This window comes from Bradyrhizobium sp. sGM-13, from assembly GCF_018398875.1.
Lineage (GTDB): Bacteria > Pseudomonadota > Alphaproteobacteria > Rhizobiales > Xanthobacteraceae > Bradyrhizobium.
Map to the genome: position 1 here is coordinate 85,333 of NZ_JAGWDK010000020.1, position 16,210 is coordinate 101,542.

A 16,210-nucleotide genomic window follows, 5' to 3' on the forward strand; every position below is an offset into this window, starting at 1 on the left:
CAAATTTGCCCCGGACTCAATGGAAAGTTCGTCGCTGAAAAGGCGACTGTGCCACCTTGTGATCAGGAAATTGTCATGAGTACCGAACATTCACCGCGTGCCAGACAGGCCGGCGTCGATGCATTTCGGGACGCCGGACATCGCGACAACGTCGTGCCGCTGCGTCAGGGCAAGTACGAGCTTCAAGCGCGCGACGCGCCGCTTCGAGGCGACGCCCTCCTTGCTGCGCTATCGCCCCTGCTCGACGAAGCCGACGAACTTCGCAGAGATAGCGCGCGGCAGCAGGAAAGCGGCAATCTCGGGCTGCTGCTCGAGGAGAATGTCCGGCTGCGAAAGCTCGCGGTCAGGCTGTCGAATCTTCTTGGCGACCTTCCCGAACAAGGCAAGTGAGACCCGCCTTGCCGCGGCTCATCACGCATACGTCGCGGTAACGCTCCCGAACGGGCCGAAATCCGCGACATAGATCTCACCGGGCTTCGGCCGCAGCATGCCTGTCAGCGTTCCCGTGCTGACGGTCTGTCCCGCCTTCATGCCGATTCCGGTGCGCGAGAGCTCGTTGGCGAGCCAGGTGAGCGGCACCATGGGATGGTCGAGCGCCTCCCCCGCCGTGCCCTTTCGGCGCAGCGTGCCGTTGCAGGTCAACGACACTTCCTGCCCGGCGATGTCGCGCGTCTTCCAATCGGGGATCGCGGCGCCGCAGACGATGGTGCCGCTTCCCGCGCCGTCGGCGAGGATCGCGGGCAGCGGCGGAAACGCGGCGTCGTGGACGAAGCGGCATTCGGCGAGTTCGATTCCCGTATGCAGCGACACTACCCCCTCGGTGACCTCCGCCAACGTGTAGGGCTTTTCGCGCGGCGGCAGATCGACGCCCAGGCGCGCCTGATACTCGACTTCGGGAATCGGGCTGCAGAGTTTGGCATGCTCGACGCTGGCCGGCGACTCCATGATCGGTGCGAACACCCGGCCATAGATCGGCGAGTCCGTGCGAAGCTGACGCTGCAGCCCCTCCTTCATGCCGGCGATCTTCCAGCCGACGACCTCCCAGCCCAGTTCTTCCGCGACCATGCCGGCGACGCGATAGGCTGTCGCCTTGTCGGGCGGCACCAGCCGTCGATCGAGGCCGCTCTGCGGGCGCCCCTCACGGCGCAGCGTCGCGAGCAGGCGGGCGAGTTCACGTTGGTGCGCGATGTCCATGACCTACCCCTGCACCAGCGCGGCAGCCTCGCATCGAGACCGGCGCATCGCCGAGCAGCAAATCGATCGCTGCGTTTTCCCAATGCTGCGCCTGCAGATTGGTCGACGAAGGTTCGGCCAAGCGATGCTCGAGCACGAAACGCGAAAGCAGCAGGCGGCGTGCATCGCCGCCGGCATTGCCGAGGCGCGTGCCCTCGGACGCCAATAGCGCGGCCGTCGTGGCGTGGTAGAGCTTTCCGGCGGCGATCCTGCAAAAGCGCTCGTTCTCGGGATCCGCCGCAACCTGCTCTGCAAACCGCATCGCATCCGTCAGCGCGCCGGAAAGGCGCGTCCGAAACTGACCCGGCATCCCGCTTACGTCTTCCAACCGGCGGCCGAGATCGTCGCGCAACGCTTCATGGCCGCGCGCCTTTCCGACCGCGCGCTGGACCGCATCGAGCGCGTTGATGTTGCTGGTGCCTTCCCACAACAGGCCGAGATGGGCATCGCGAACCAGCCGCGCGTTCGGCCAGTCCTCGATGTAGCCATTGCCGCCGCGGGCCTCCATCGCCCCCGTGGCGACCGTGACGTTGTCCCGGCACGCCCGGTATTTTGCGATCGGCGTCAGCAGCCGCAGCACCTTGTCGGGCGCGGTTGCCGCGTACAGTAGCGCCGACAGCGCCTGCTCGGTCGGGACCATCAGCTTGAGCAACTGCCGGCGCATCAGTGGATGACCGATCACGGCGCGCCCGAACGCGCTGCGATGACGCGCGGCGATCATCGCCTCATTGAGACATCGCCGCATCATGCCGGCCGCGCGTGCAAGGTGCGACACCCGGCTCGAATTCACCATGACCAGCATGTGCTTGAGGCCCTGATCGAGCTCGCCGAGCTGGTAGGCTGTGGCGCCCTCGAACACGATCTCGCCGCTGGCCATGGTGCGGCTGCCGAGCTTGTCCTTCAACCGCAGGATTCGGTATGAATTCCGCCGTCCATCGGGTAGCACTTTTGGCATCAGGAACAGGCCGAGCCCGCGGCCGCCCGCCACCGCGCCCTCGGGCCGGGCTAGCAGCACCGCCAGTTCAGCGTCGGCGTTCGAGCAGAACCACTTTTCGCCCCACAGCTTCCAATCCTGGCCATCGCTGACAGCAACGAGTTCACCGGCGCCCACATCGGAGCCGCCGGCTTTCTCGGTCATGAACTGCGCACACTTGAGCAGCGTGGTGGGATCCTGGCTCCACATCCGTTCGAGAAATCGCTGGCGCAGCTCATCCGTGCCGAAACGGCGCACCAGCTCCGAGGAGCTGTCGGTGAGGTTGACGGGACAAAGCAGGCCGAACTCGGCTTGCGAAAACAAATAATGGAATACGTATTTTGCGATCGGCGGCATTGGCGACGGCCAACCCAAGACACCGGCGCGGTTGCACATCGCGTGCATGCCGAACCTTCCGAACGCGATGCTTTCCATCTCGCGGTACGCAGGGTGATACTCGACCCACTCCTCGTCGCGGCCGTAGCCGTCGCGCGGATGCAGCACCGGTTGATGGCGCTCGGCCTGATCAGACAAATCATGCAACCGGCCTCCGGCGAGTTCGCCGAGTTCCGAAAGGTGCGGCGCGAGATGCGCCAGCAATGAAGCCTCCATGTATTGGGGCAAGAGGCCGCGCAGGCTTTGATCGAGCGAATAATAGTTCAGCCCGCGGCAGGTCGGCGCCAGTGCTCTGGAGCGCCGGGCTGCCGCCTCGCGGCCGGTCAGATCGACATGAATGGTCATGGGCATCTCCCTCGGCTCCGCCCGCCCGGGCCGCACCGGCCTGGACGAAACTTGCGGAAAATATCGGCGTATGAGCCGGGGAGCGTCCGTGCAAACGACTTCTTGGGTCGGGGGCTTGAGCCAGACTCAACGCTGCGGTTCCCCCCGTTTGCCGGCCAGTCCTTTTGAACTAAGCTCCCGCGATGGCATCACGACGACTTCCTCCCTTGCATGCGGTGCGGGCGTTCGAGGCCGCTGCACGGCACTTGTCGATCACCCGGGCAGCCGACGAACTGAACGTGACCGTCGGCGCCGTGAGCCGGCACGTCCGCGCCCTGGAAGCGCGAATGGGGACCGCGCTCTTTCTGCGCGGCTCGCGCGGTCTGGTTCTCACCTCTGCAGGCAAGACCTTCGCCGATTCCGCCCGCGAGGCACTGGACCGGATCGCAGATGCCGCCGACGGGCTGCGGTTGCGGCGTTTCAGGCGGCTTTCGATCGGGGTCTATGGCTTCTTCGTCTCGCGTTTCCTGCTGCCGATCTGGCCCACGCTCAATGCGGCCTATCCCAATCTGGAAGTCGACCTGCACACGAGCTCCAATCCGCTCGACCTTCTCGCCAGCCGTTACGATGCGGTGATCGCCGTCTCGGACGGGCAGCCCCGCGCCGGGCTCGTCACCCATTCGCTGATGCCGATTACGACCGTGCCGGTCTGCGCGCCGCAATTCATGACGAACGGCGCGGTGGATTTCGCAACCGTTCCTCTCCTGCATGCGCGGCCGCGCCCGGACGATTGGCGGCGCTGGCTCGATCACGCCCAATTCGCCGACGTGCCCGTGCAGGGCGGCAGCAGCTTCGAAAGCCTCGGCCTGACCATTGAAGCCGCCGCCGCCGGCATGGGCGTCGCTATCGCCATCGACGGCCTTCTCGCGCCCGACCTCGCACGTGGCAATCTCGTCAAGGCCCACCCGTTCGCCCGACGCGCCGGCAGTTCGTGCTCGAATACGAGCAGCGCATGGCTGACGATCCGGCGCTGACCGCTTTCGTCGCCTGGCTAAATAATGCATCCGGCCAGCAAGCGCCGAAGAAGCCCGCCGCGAAGAAGACTGTGATGAAGGCAGGCGCAGAATACACGCGTTGAGTTTTGCCGTTGAGTTTCACTCAAGCTCGAATATTTCGGCTTCGGTGGATGAGACCTAGACGGTAGCGAACGCGCAGCATCCTCGCATCAAGTATCTTGGCTCACCGCGATCCGCCGCTCCGGCCGCCGGATATTTTCACGCTCGCCGTATGAGCCAAACTCGCGCAAGATCTTGTCTCTGTCTTCGGACGAGATGACCGATCTGGGCACCGACCACCGGCTGGCCTTTTTCTCGAGCAAAGCGTGCCGAAAGCCAAATCGGCAGATCACGCTATCCAGGCTCTCATCGTTGCGCCGAAGGCGGCGGCCATGAAAATCCATCCACTTCTCGATCCGCTGCAAACTCAGGCGTCCGAGGCCAGGCTGCCCAAGGAGTTCGCCCCTGGTATGGAGCGATGCAATCTCGAGGAGATAGTTGATGCGCGTGGATGGTTCCTTGCTGACGAGCCCCGCGTGGTGACTGCGAACCAATATGGTTGCAATTCGCTCCGGCAGATAGCTATCGATATGCTGCTCGAGAGGGACGGATTTTATCATGACCGGTTCCACGTTGAATATCTGCCGATGCGGTTGAGAATGAATCTATCAGCACCGCAAGCGTGTATGATCTGGGCTTGCGTCAGTTAGATGGATTCTAAGTCAGATCACCTCTACCACAGGGCCTACATCCGGGGGTTGCATACCGTTGTACATTGGTCAATAAGCCCGTGGACATGACCAACTCCCTGAAGGCTCGACAACGACCATTTGCCGCATCGCTTTCAATGGCGCGTGCAAGCGTCTCCCTCGCGTGGTCGATCGCCGTTAAATGCGCGACTCCGCGGGATCAATTGCGCGTGCGATGCTTGGGCGATGCGGATATCTCGAGGCCGGTCGGACAGTTGGAACCGGAAGAGATCGTTCTCTGGCTAGCGGCGATACCTCCATCGCGGGAGATCGCTACCGGAGAACCCGCCATGCTCAGCGTCGATCGAGCTGCGAAAGTACTCGATGCCGATGAGATCGATCGCATGGGGCGATTTCTGCACATCGAAGATCGAACGAGCTATCTGGCTGCGCATGCGGGCGTTCGCCTCATGCTTGGCGGGCTTGTCGGTCAACCGGCCGAAGCCCTGCGGTTTCAGCCATCGGAGCATGGCAAGCCCATGCTCATTGCTGGCCCAGTGGAGATCGACTTCAGCCTGAGCCACGCGAGGGGCAGTGTGGCCGTTGCAGCGGCCCGCATGCCGATTGGCGTCGATATCGAACCGCTGCGGGAAATCGTCGATATGGATTCGGTCGCCGAAATCGTTCTGGCGGCAGAAGAGCGGGAGGTTCTACAGAACGCTCCCGCGGCGCGTCGGTCCCAGCTCTTTCTTCGCTACTGGACCCTCAAGGAAGCCTTGCTGAAGGCGGCCGCCCTCGGATTCACGATAGCTCCGAACAGCGTGATCGTCGACGCGGGCCCGTCACCCGCCGTGCTGTCGGTGCCGGCCGCGCTTGGATCGGCCGCTCAGTGGCGATTCATCGCGCCCGCCATCCGACGCCCTACGCGATGAGCTCGCGGCGCGAAATCGTCGAAAGCAGCGATTCTGCGATTTCCTGCGAGCGCGTGGCAAGGACGGAGAGCAGCGTGTCGCTCAGGCCGTGAGAGGCCTCCGAATATCCCTGGAGATGGATTTGCGGCCGAAATGCCGGAGTGGTGACGAGCTTGTAGTTGCGGTCCAACACGGTGTCGCGAATGTAGCGCTGGATCGGCTCCAGAAACGCATGCGGCGTCTCCCTGTCATAGCCCGTCGCCAGAATGACGGCATCGTAGGTGGATCGGCGCTCTGCACCGCCGAACTTGTCAACTGTGCCGATCTCGATGCCTTCAGGTGCGGCATCTGTACTCGTTATTTCGCTACGCGGGTGCAACGCGATCCCTGTCGTGCCGCTGACGCGCTGCTGGTAGAGCAATCGATACAACTGGTCGAGGAGGTCGGAATCGACCACCGCATAGTTCGTGTTCCGGAAATTGCGAACGATCGCATCTCGCCGCTCGGCAGGCTGCGCGTAGATGAAATCGGTGTAATCAGGATTGAAAATCTCGTTGACGAACGGGCTGCTGTCGGACGGCTTCAAAGCATGGCCGCGAAAGATCAGATCAATGCTCGCGTCCGGAAATCGCCCGCGAAGGTCGACCGTCACCTCGGTCGCGCTCTGCCCTCCTCCGACCACGGCCACGCGCGCGGCCTTTCCGTCGAGGCCGATGTCATCGACCGTGTCGAGATAGCGGCTGGAATGCAACAATCTCGGATCATCGGCGATCTCTACAAATACTTGTGGGATATACGGTCGCCCTCCCACCGCGACCACCAGGTTCCTTGCAAGCCGCACCGTTTCCCCGTCGGCGAGCGTTCGTGAATGAACGCGCAAGGACGTCACCGACTGCCCGACGGTCACCGGCTCAATGGCGACGATGGTCTCGCCGTAGGCCGCCTGAGACTTGAACTGGGCTGCTACCCACCGCAGATAGTCGTTGAATTCAATCCGGCTCGGATAGAACGTTCGGCAGTTGATGAAATCCTGCAAACGGCCGCGCTTGTGCAGATAGTTCACGAAGGTGAACGGACTGGTCGGATCACGCAACGAAACGAGGTCCTTGAGAAACGAGATCTGCATGTCGCTGCCTGGAAGCAGCATGCCGCCGTGCCAGGTGAATTGCGGCTGCTTCTCCACGAACAGAGCGGCGCATTTCAGACGTGATCTTCTGGCGCATTCATCCAATGCGATCGCAAGCGCAAGATTGGACGGCCCGAATCCGACGCCGATAACGTCGTGCTCGATCGCAAACTGGTGAGACATAGCTGCGCTCCGTTCGGGCGTTAGGACGTGGTCGCCGGGCTGGTCGCTGCCGGCAGCCACAGCCGGTCACCAAAGAAGCGTTCGCGCAACAGCATCACGAGCGTGGCCCGCTTGTGCGGAAAATCGAAGTTCTTGATCTTTGCGAATCCCGAGACTTCCAGATTGCGGAGCTGCTGCGCATGCGCCGCCGCCGGCTCGCCGACGATCCGTTGCGTTCGACAATCGTCCAGGAACATGTAGTGCATCAGCGATGGCAGCCAGGCGCTGATATAGCGGCGCCCGCGATAGGCGTCCTCGCCGACGACGACATGCCAGCCGCGATCGTAATCGTCGGCATCGTAGAACGGCGCGATACGATTCTCCTTGGCCCAGTAGAGCTCGAAATAGCCAAACGGCTCGTCGTCGAAGCAGCCGATGAGCGGCAGCATGTGCGGGTCCGCCAGGATGCCGGAGAGATAACGCCGATGCTTCTCGAGATCGCCCGCTTCGTTCCAGAACGCGTCGACACGGGGATCGTTCATCCACCGGTGCAGCAGATGCAGGTCACCGTCCACGTTGGCGACGCGAAAGGAGATCACTTCGGCGAGCCAGGGTATGAAGCGGGCATAGACCTTCCCCACCGGCTTTGGCGAGCGTCGCGGATGGCGCTTGCCGTCCGTCATGACGTGGAGTTGCGGCAATGGCGGCCGTTTGGCATTGACCAGCCAATTGTCCCGCCGCTGCATGATCAGTTCGGGAAGCAGCACGAAGTCTGCCCCCGCCATGAGAGCGAGACCGTGGTTCATCAGCTCGCGCGCAAGCTCCACGCTGGCTGACTCCAGCACAAGCCGGTCAAGTGTCGGCCGCCATCCAAAAATGGCTTCGGCCGCCGCCGAAATCGCCGAGATCGCCAGTTGCGGATCGTCAGGAGTGGTCAATATTCTTAGATGACCGAGCTGTTCATCGAGACGCAGGCGCATCACCGTCGTGATGCCTACAGCGATGCGGAGATCTCCCCCACCGTCTTGAACGACGGTCAAGGAAAAATCCGGTCCGATCGGGAATGCGCGAGGCCCCGTCGCGGAGCTCGAAGCTTTGTTCATCCGGCCCTCGCATCGCAAGCGTGGTTGCTTGAAACAGCACGCGATCTTGACGCGCGCCTGCGATGTAAAGCACTCGCGTACAGGATGACAAGAAATGCAGGCACACGCAGTTTAGATTTCTTACAAATCTGACAAAACGGCGTCGCCAAAGACATCGCACGCGTTCCCCGGCGCGCATCTCGAAAGAGCCTGAACTTCGATGCAAATTTTCCGGAAGAATAAAATAGCTCTAAAGAGATGCGTCGGTTGGAACCGATGACGACTTGATGATGTCATGGGTTTTCGCATCGCCCGCGACAATTTTGCCGTGCCGCAGTCGCACCAGATGATCAGCCACACCGAAATAACGGTCATCATGTGAGATCACGATGATCGTCTTGCCCATGCGCTTCAGGTCCGGCAGCAGTTCCGTGTAAAAAATATGCCGGAAGGCAGGGTCCTGATCCGCGGCCCACTCGTCGAACACGAGTACCGGCCTCTCCTCGAGCCAGGCATTCATCAGGGCCAGCCGCTTGCGTTGACCGGTCGACAGGTCCGTCGTCGTAAACACGCCATTCTCGACCGAGACCTTATGCGCGACCTCCAACCGCTGCAGATAGCGCTCCGCGACGTCAGGCACCATTCGCGCTCCCTGCAGAAGATCTTCGAACAGGTAATAGTCGGAAAAGATTGTCGTGAAGAGCTGCCGGTAATCATCCCGCGTTTCCGTCACGACGGGCAGACCGTCGCGAAGCAACGTACCGCTCTGTGGCGCGTAGAGACCCAGCAGCAACTTGATCAGCGTGGTTTTTCCGCTTCCGTTTTCACCGACAATGAAAACGATGTCTCCCTGCCGGACGTGCAGGTCAATCGGTCCGAGAACGAAGGGGTTGCTGCCGGGCACCGCGCGGAAGCCGTACGATACGCCACGGAGCTCGATCGATTCGATCCTGCCTGATCCATCCGGCGCGACCGAGGGCGCGGCCAGCAAGCCCTGCTCTGGCGTCGCGAACTGCTCCGAAAGCTCGGCGATCCGCTTCATCGCCACTTGCGCGCGGCCCAATGCCGGCAGGATGCCGATCACCTGATCGATAGGCCCTCGCATATAGAGCAGCACCAGGACGAAGCCGCTGGAGACGGCGGCCGGGCTGTCAGGCCAGAGGAACGGACGCAACGTCAGCGCGACGCCGATCACGACGAAGAACAACATCGTACCCAACGCCCGCGCGGTCACAAAGAGGTTGATCGATTTGATCTGCACCGCGCTGATCCGGTCGACGGTGCGCTGAAGCTGGTCGACATAGACGCGCTGACGGCGGGCGCGGTTCAGGCGCAGCTCCTTCGCGCCCTCGGCGATCGCGCGGTAGTGCTTCTGCAACTGGTCTTCGGAATCGCGGGCGACGTTGAAGCCCTGAACGCCGCGCGTTCGCGCATATGCATGCGCGAGCGAGCCGAGAACGATGACCAGCCCCGTGATCAGGAAAAGCGGCCACGACAGCACCGCCAGGTAGACCATGCAGCCGAGCGTGATGACCACGGACACGAAGAAGGAGGAGAAGAAGAACGCGAAATCGCTGATGGTGTCGACGTCATGGGTGAGGACCGGAATCAATCGATGCGTCCGGTAGATTTCGAGCTGATCGATCGGGGCCGCCAGAATTTTCGCGGCGAGCGACTTGCGCAGCTCGGCGATGATCCGCTGTCCAACATAGTTGGCGCTGATATCGGCGCCGATCGAGCCGATCAGGATCAGGAGACACAGGCCCGCAAACGCGAACAGCAGCGTGGCGACGTCGTCTTGCGACGCGTAAAGTCCGCGATTGACGACTGCGAGCAGTCCCGCAACGCTGGCGCCACCGACAACGCCGAGAACGGTGCCGCCCAGCACGATCGGCCAGTAGGGCCGCAGGAGATGCAGAATCTGCGCCGTCAGGCCGCTTCGTGGATTCATCATGAGTGCCGCGCTGGAGTAGAGCTGAAGCGAACCTACACGGCCCGTCGTAATACGAATAGCCTTGCGGGAGTGATGCGAATACATGATGGCAGCATCGCTCTTCCGGAGCTTATTTTTCGGCCTCTTTCGATCGATTCTAATTTGTGATCGGCAACGCGTTTAATAAAATGCGAGTAGTAGAGCCTTTGCGTCGCAGCCGGCGAGCGAGTGGGACATGGATCCACTAGGGACTTGGATCCACTAGCGACATGGATCCGGTGTCGGGCTGCGATATCCGGAAATCGAAGCGTGCGCAGGCCAGCATCGGGCAGGCCCGACTGGAGAGATGACCTTGGATTCGCTTGTTTCCGAAACCCGCATCCCAATTGCTGATGCCGCCGGCCTTGCTGCCCGAATGATCGATCACCTTGCCGAGCATGATATCGCCTTCGAGAACCAAGGTGGCCTGATGGTGGCGAAGCTGCCGTTTGGAACCAGTTCGCTGGCCGTCGAGGCCGAGGCGCTCAGGATCCGCGTCGAGGCCAACGACAAGGGCAATCTGGAAATGCTGCGCTCGGTCGTCGCTTCCCACGTCATCGAGTTCGCCGGCGATGAGCCGCCGATCATCGTCTGGTCCGGCCATGAATCGAACGGCGGCATGCTGGCCAATTTCCGCGAGGTGCGGCTGAAGGCAGCGATCGACCTGACGCCCCGGATGCGCCGGCTGACCTTCACCGGCGACGACATCGTCCGCTTCGTGAACGACGATGACCTGCACGTCCGCCTGTATTTTCCGCCCGAAGGGCTCGCCAAGCCTGAATGGCCGTGGCCCGCGCCCGACGGGCGCATCCTGTGGCCGGAACCGGAGCGCAGACCCGTCACCCGCTACTACACGATCCGCCGCATCGATCTGCAGGCTTGCGAGATCGATATCGATTTCGTGGTCCACGATCACGCCGGACCGGGCTCGGCCTTTGCTCTCAATGCGCAAACCGGCGCCATTTGCGGCATGGCCGGTCCGCTCGGACGAGGCATTCGGCCGGCGCGCTGGTTGCTGCTGGCGGGCGACGAGACCGCCCTTCCCGCCATTGCGCGAATTCTTGAGATGCTGCCAGCGACGGCAACTGGTGAAGTCTTCATCGAAGTCGCCGACCGGCTTGAAGAGGTTCCGCTGATCGCACCAGCCGGCGTATCGATCCAATGGCTTCATCGCAGCGACCGTCCGGCCGGGACGACGCAGCTATTAGTCGATGCCGTCAAGGCTGTGCGATGGCCGGATCATCGCGAGGTCTTTGCATGGGTCGCGTGCGAAGCGCAGGCGTTGAAGGCGCTGCGAAGCCATCTGCGTGACGAGCGGAAGCTCGCCCGCGAGCAGCATCTTGCGGTCGCGTATTGGAGCCTGCGGCAGCCATGACGCATCCGCAGGCCGACGGGACAACATTCACCTCGCACCGCATTACCCCCGCAGGCACTTTCTCATGCATGTAGTTCGGCCAACCGAAATCGCGCAGGCCGCGCCCGATGCGGCCGCGCCCTTGTTCGAACTGGACCAGGTGGAGTTCGCTGTGGCGGGCCGCGCGCTGCTCGAACCGCTCACTCTCTCGCTTCCCGCGCGCAGCGTCGTCGGCCTGATCGGGCACAACGGCTCCGGCAAATCGACTTTGCTGAAGTTGCTGGCGCGGCAGCAGCCAAGCTCATCCGGCACGATCCGGTTCGAAGGCCGCGCTTTACGCGAATGGAGCGATCGGGAGTACGCCCGCAAGGTCGCCTATCTGCCGCAGCAGACGCCGCCAGCCGCCGGCATGCTGGTGAAGGAGTTGGTCGCGCTCGGGCGCTATCCCTGGCACGGCGCGCTGGGCCGGTTCGGCGACACCGACCGCGACAAGGTTGCGGAAGCCATGGCGCTGACCCACATCGAGCCGTTTGCGGACCGGCTGGTCGATACATTGTCAGGCGGCGAGCGCCAGCGGGTCTGGATCGCCATGCTGGTTGCGCAGGATGCCGAATGCCTGCTGCTCGACGAGCCGACTTCGGCGCTCGACATTGCCCATCAGATCGAAGTGCTGTCGCTGGTGAAGCGGCTCGCGCGGGAGCGCAATCTCGGCGTGGTCGTCGTGCTCCATGATGTCAACATGGCAGCACGCTTCTGCAACGAGATCATCGCCCTGCACTCGGGCAAGCTGATTTCGCGCGGCGCGCCGGATAAGATCATGACGCCTACCGAACTCGAAACCATCTACGGCATTCCGATGGCGGTGATGCCGTCTCCGGATCACAGCCATCTCATCAGCTTCGCACCGTGAGCACTTCACCGTCTCATCCGCGCTGCGGTCGCAACAGCCAGAGCAGATAGGGCCCGGCGAGCATCATCGCGAAGATGCCGGCCGGCATCTGGAACGGAAATATCACCATTCGCCCGGCCCAATCGGCTGTTACCATCAGGATGGCTCCAATCAGCGCGGCCAGCGCCGTCTGATGGAGCGCGCGCTGCGCCCCCATCATCCGCGCCATATGCGGCGCGATGAAACCGACCAGGCTCAGTAGCCCGACCATCAGCGTCGCGGTCGCCGTCAACAATGCGGTCAGCAGCATGATGATGATGCGGCTTCTCGCCATCGATACGCCTACCGAACGCGAGGCCGCCGAGCCGAGCGGCAGAATGTCCAGCCAGCGTGATAGCATCGGTACCATGATCAGCAGAAGGAGCGCTGCGGCGGCAAGCACCGAGGCCTCGGCCGGACTGATCTGATAGAGCGATCCGGTCAGCAACGACAGCAGCATGCCGATGCGCGGATCGCCGGTCGCCAAGGCCATGGCGATGATCGCGCCGAATGCCGCGCTCATGGCGACACCAGCCAGCAGCACACGCTCCGGACTGAATTCGGACCGCCGGCTGAACAGCAGAACCAGCCCGAGCACGATGAACGCTCCGATCCCGCCGCCTGCAATCTGCGCCACGCGGGTGTGGGAGGGAAGGAGATAGAGAAGAACGATCATACCCATCGCGGCGCCGTAGCTGATCCCCATCACCTCCGGAGCCGCCATCGGATTTCCGGTCATGCGTTGCAGCAGCGTGCCAGCCACCGCCAGCGTGGCCCCCGCGGCCAACGCCGACACCACGCGCGGCCAGCGCCACGGCAGGAATTCCTGGATGCCGGCGAGACCACTCCAGCTCCAGCCCTCGGCGCCGACCCCAACTGCGAGTGCGACCCAGACCACGAACAGCAGCAAGGCCAGACCAAACAGGATCACCCGCCACGGATGATCAAGACGTGGTGGAACGGATGGTGTGAGGTTTCCGACTGGAGCTGCGGACCGTAGCCGCGGCAACAGCACCAGCAACATGGGCGCGCCGATCAAGGCCGTGGCTGCGCCGGCCGGCATCTCGCGATAGCCCGGAGGAATCAGCAGCACAAGCTCGTCTGCCAGCCACAGCAAGCCAGCGCCGCAGAGCGGCGCCCAGATCAGCCGATCGCGGAAACGCCGCGCGCCTGCAAGCATGGCGAGAGCTGGTGCGGTCAGACCGACAAAGCCCAACACGCCGACGACGCTGACCACCGAAGCGCTGAGAGCGATCGCAATGCCAAGCGCGCAGACCCGCGCGCCTGTCAATCCGAGGCCGAGATTGCGCGCGGTCTCGTCGTCGAAGCCGAGCAAAGTCAGCGGGCGGACCATCGCCGCGATCAGCACGAACGAAATCAGAAACCGCGGCGCCAGGAACGCCGCATTGCTCCAGTCCTGCTGGTTGAGATAGCCCGCGCCCCAGATGAACAGGCCGATCAGGTAGTCATGGTTTAGCAACACCAAGGCTTGGGTCGTCACAGCGCAATAGTAGCCAACGATCAAGCCGGCCAGCACCAGCACGACCGGCGATAGCGCACGTTTCCAGGTGAGGCCGAACACGAACAGGAACGCCGCGAATCCGCCGACCAGAGCAATCCACTCGCGGCCCAAAGCAAGCAGCGACGGCGCCCACAACGTCGTCACCGCCAGCGCAAGATAGGCGCCGTTCGAGATGCCGAGCGTGGTCGGTTCGGCCAGCGGATTGCGCAGCACCTGCTGACAGACGGCGCCTGCAAGGCCCAATGCTGCGCCGGCCAATAGCGCCACCGCAATTCGCGGAAAGACGGTATAATGCACGAGCATCTGCTGCGGATCGTTGATTTCAGGACGCCACAGCACCGGCAACCACGCGTTAGCAGGCAGATATCCCGACAGATGCCGAAAGGTCAGCGCCGCCGCCGCCGCAAACAATACGCCGATCAGTATCGCAGGATGCATCTCGATCCCGGATCGGGCGGGCAGCGCGTCAACCTTGCTCATTTTTTTCCTGCGGCAAACGTTCGGCGAGAAGGCGTGCGAAGCGTTCGGCCGCCGGCACGCCGCCATAGAAGAATTGATTTCCCAGCACCGTCAGCCGCCCCGAGCGGAGGAACGGCAAGGTCCGCAGCACCGGGCTTGCGTTGAGCAAGGCTTCAATATCGGCAACCCGCGAACTCATCAGAACCAGCCGCGCATCCGGAACCGCAGCGAGCACTTCAAGGCCAACGCTGGTATGTCCCCACGGACCGCTCTGGCCGGTCCAGGCATTCTTCAACCCGAACTGACTAAGGACTTCCTGGTAAAGGCTGTTCGGCCCGAACACGAGCGCACGGTTGCGCGCGATTTCGCTGACAAGATACAGCGGCTTGTCGTTGCGACCGCGAAGCTGATCACGGTAACGGGTCATGGCGGCATCGAAGCGCGCCAGATAGGTCTCGCATGCGGCTTGCACGCCGAGACGCTGCGCCAGCTCCATCGTCGAACTGCGCGCTGTTTCAAGCGGATGGCGGTCGGGCTTGAAAATCGTGAAGACTTCGACCGGGGCAATCAGCTTGAGCCGGGGTATTGCGGCCGTGATACTGGGATCGATGATGATAATATCAGGCGCGAAACTCTGCAGCAGTTCGAGATTTGGCTCCGAACGCAGGCCGATTTCCTGAACGCTTGACGGGACAGCCGGCTCGACGACCAGCCGGCTGTAACGCTCGATCTCCGGCACAACCAGCGGCACGACGCCGAGCGCCAGTATCGTCTGCGCGCAGGCCCAGCCGAGCGCGGCGATGCGGGGGCCTCCTTGCGGTGCGGCGGCTTGCGCGAGCGCCATCGGCCAGCCGCCTGCAAGCACCCCGCCGCCGATGCCCGCGCCCGCTGCGAGAAGCGCACGGCGAGACAGCTTGTAGTCGGAGCGTGAATTCTTCCTCATGGGGTGCGGCTCGGGAACGGCTTGCGGCGAGGCTGCGAGAGACGGGAGTTATGACATAGCGTCATATGCCATACCTTCATATGCTCTGTCTTTCCATGCCCGGCCACCGCCTTTCGCCTGCGGCGCGAAACGCGCCGGCCAGCGCCTGCCCGATCGCCGCCCGCGCCTGCAGGGCATCGGCCACGACATTGCCCATGCGCAGAAACTCGTGGATCATGCCCGGATAGATCTGCAGGTCGACGGGAACGTCGGCGGCGCAGAGTCTTGCTGCGTAGTCGCGCCCTTCGTCCACCAGGGGATCGTATTCGGCAAGCACGATGAGCGCCGGTGGCAGCCCCGAGAGATCTTCCGCAGCCAGCGGCGCAAACCGCCAGTCGTCACGGTCTGAATCGTCGCGGAGATACTGCCGGAAGAACCAGTCGATAGTGCTGAGTTCCAGGAGATAACCGGAGCCGTATCGTTCGTAGGAATTAGACGTTTGCCGGGAGCTCAGACCGGGATAGGCGAGCACCTGGAGGACAGGCTGCGGCAGGTTTCGGTTCGCCCTTGCTTCGATGGCGAGCGCCGCGGCGAGCGTGCCGCCAGCGCTATCGCCGCCAACGGCGACGCGATCGGCATCCAACCCCGCAGCAGGTCCCTCGCGGCCGATCCAGGCCAGCGCATCGACCGCATCCTTGAACGCGGTCGGAAACTTGTGCTCCGGCGCAAGCCGATAGCCAACCGACAGCACGGCCGCGCCGCTGTCTTCGGCGAGACCGCGGCACAATGGCTGATGTGAGTCCAGACTTCCGACGACAAAGCCGCCGCCGTGCATGTAAAGAAGGACCGGCGCCGGATTGCGACGGCTCGGCTCCTCTTTGGCGTAGAGCCGCGCGTCGATCGTGGCTCCATCGCGCGTCGGGAGCGCGAGTTGACGCTCATACGCGAGCGCCGGCGGATCGAGATCGAGCAACGACGAGGATGCATCGAAATCAGCGCGTGCCTGTACGGCCGTCAATTTCGGAAACGGAATGCGTGATCCGCTTTCGGTGCCAACCTGCACCATCTCGAGCAGTGCGGCGATATCGGGATCAAGGCTCAT

At 63.0% G+C, this 16,210-nt stretch carries 15 protein-coding genes; 6 read left to right on the top strand and 9 right to left on the bottom strand.

All coding sequences use genetic code 11. The annotated features are described in order from the left end of the window. The first annotated feature begins 75 nt into the window (after window positions 1-75). Window positions 76-390: a hypothetical protein gene (locus KJQ96_RS26600; RefSeq protein WP_213289355.1), complete on the top strand. Its 315-nt coding sequence runs from the start codon at window positions 76-78 to the stop codon at window positions 388-390. Window positions 391-411: 21 nt separating this feature from the next. On the opposite strand, the gene KJQ96_RS26605 is transcribed toward KJQ96_RS26600, so the two are convergent. Continuing rightward, window positions 412-1,194: a 2-keto-4-pentenoate hydratase gene (locus KJQ96_RS26605; protein WP_213289356.1), complete on the bottom strand. Its 783-nt coding sequence runs from the start codon at window positions 1,192-1,194 to the stop codon at window positions 412-414. Beyond that, window positions 1,172-2,947, bottom strand: coding sequence for an acyl-CoA dehydrogenase family protein (locus KJQ96_RS26610; RefSeq protein ID WP_213289357.1), 1,776 nt, complete (start codon window positions 2,945-2,947; stop codon window positions 1,172-1,174). Before KJQ96_RS26610 ends, KJQ96_RS26605 begins: the two co-directional genes overlap by 23 nt. Window positions 2,948-3,162: 215 nt before the next feature. On the opposite strand from KJQ96_RS26610, the gene KJQ96_RS26615 reads away from it, so the two are divergent. Next, the gene (locus KJQ96_RS26615; RefSeq protein WP_309142476.1) at window positions 3,163-3,960 is read left to right on the top strand and encodes a LysR substrate-binding domain-containing protein; all 798 of its coding nucleotides are present in this window, start codon (window positions 3,163-3,165) and stop codon (window positions 3,958-3,960) included. Next, window positions 3,939-4,064, top strand: coding sequence for a hypothetical protein (locus tag KJQ96_RS41445; RefSeq protein WP_256441668.1), 126 nt, complete (start codon window positions 3,939-3,941; stop codon window positions 4,062-4,064). Before KJQ96_RS26615 ends, KJQ96_RS41445 begins: the two co-directional genes overlap by 22 nt. 87 nt (window positions 4,065-4,151) lie before the next feature. Here KJQ96_RS41445 and KJQ96_RS26620 read toward each other — a convergent pair whose 3' ends face one another. Beyond that, window positions 4,152-4,601, bottom strand: coding sequence for a hypothetical protein (locus KJQ96_RS26620; protein WP_213289359.1), 450 nt, complete (start codon window positions 4,599-4,601; stop codon window positions 4,152-4,154). Window positions 4,602-4,777: 176 nt separating this feature from the next. Here KJQ96_RS26620 and KJQ96_RS26625 point away from each other — a divergent pair, with 176 nt between their 5' ends. Next, window positions 4,778-5,602 carry a 4'-phosphopantetheinyl transferase superfamily protein gene (locus KJQ96_RS26625; RefSeq protein WP_249734564.1) on the top strand — a complete coding sequence of 275 codons (825 nt, stop codon included), beginning with the start codon at window positions 4,778-4,780 and terminating at the stop codon, window positions 5,600-5,602. Here the strand turns inward: KJQ96_RS26625 and KJQ96_RS26630 are convergent. The 3 genes from KJQ96_RS26630 to KJQ96_RS26640 form a co-directional block, all read right to left on the bottom strand. Then, the gene (locus tag KJQ96_RS26630) at window positions 5,592-6,890 is read right to left on the bottom strand and encodes a lysine N(6)-hydroxylase/L-ornithine N(5)-oxygenase family protein (RefSeq protein ID WP_213289361.1); all 1,299 of its coding nucleotides are present in this window, start codon (window positions 6,888-6,890) and stop codon (window positions 5,592-5,594) included. The two genes, KJQ96_RS26625 and KJQ96_RS26630, sit on opposite strands and share 11 nt — an antisense overlap. A 20-nt stretch (window positions 6,891-6,910) precedes the next feature. Then, on the bottom strand, window positions 6,911-7,909 hold the full coding sequence (locus KJQ96_RS26635) for a GNAT family N-acetyltransferase (RefSeq protein ID WP_249734561.1): 999 nt from the start codon (window positions 7,907-7,909) through the stop codon (window positions 6,911-6,913). A gap of 292 nt (window positions 7,910-8,201) precedes the next feature. Beyond that, entirely contained in the window at window positions 8,202-9,905 is a 1,704-nt protein-coding gene (locus KJQ96_RS26640) for a cyclic peptide export ABC transporter (protein WP_213289363.1), read from the bottom strand. A 331-nt stretch (window positions 9,906-10,236) separates the two neighbouring features. Here KJQ96_RS26640 and KJQ96_RS26645 point away from each other — a divergent pair, with 331 nt between their 5' ends. Beyond that, window positions 10,237-11,298: a siderophore-interacting protein gene (locus KJQ96_RS26645; RefSeq protein ID WP_213289364.1), complete on the top strand. Its 1,062-nt coding sequence runs from the start codon at window positions 10,237-10,239 to the stop codon at window positions 11,296-11,298. 64 nt (window positions 11,299-11,362) lie between these two features. Next, window positions 11,363-12,187, top strand: coding sequence for an ATP-binding cassette domain-containing protein (locus KJQ96_RS26650; RefSeq protein ID WP_213289365.1), 825 nt, complete (start codon window positions 11,363-11,365; stop codon window positions 12,185-12,187). A 13-nt stretch (window positions 12,188-12,200) separates the two neighbouring features. Here the strand turns inward: KJQ96_RS26650 and fhuB are convergent, their stop codons facing one another. From fhuB to KJQ96_RS26665, 3 genes are all read right to left on the bottom strand, one after another. Next, on the bottom strand, window positions 12,201-14,207 hold the full coding sequence (gene fhuB, locus KJQ96_RS26655; protein ID WP_213289366.1) for a Fe(3+)-hydroxamate ABC transporter permease FhuB: 2,007 nt from the start codon (window positions 14,205-14,207) through the stop codon (window positions 12,201-12,203). Beyond that, window positions 14,194-15,129: an ABC transporter substrate-binding protein gene (locus KJQ96_RS26660; RefSeq protein ID WP_213289367.1), complete on the bottom strand. Its 936-nt coding sequence runs from the start codon at window positions 15,127-15,129 to the stop codon at window positions 14,194-14,196. The genes fhuB and KJQ96_RS26660 overlap by 14 nt, the downstream gene beginning before the upstream one ends. Window positions 15,130-15,205: 76 nt before the next feature. After that, a complete protein-coding gene (locus KJQ96_RS26665) occupies window positions 15,206-16,210 on the bottom strand; it encodes an alpha/beta hydrolase (protein WP_213289368.1) in 1,005 nt (334 codons plus the stop codon).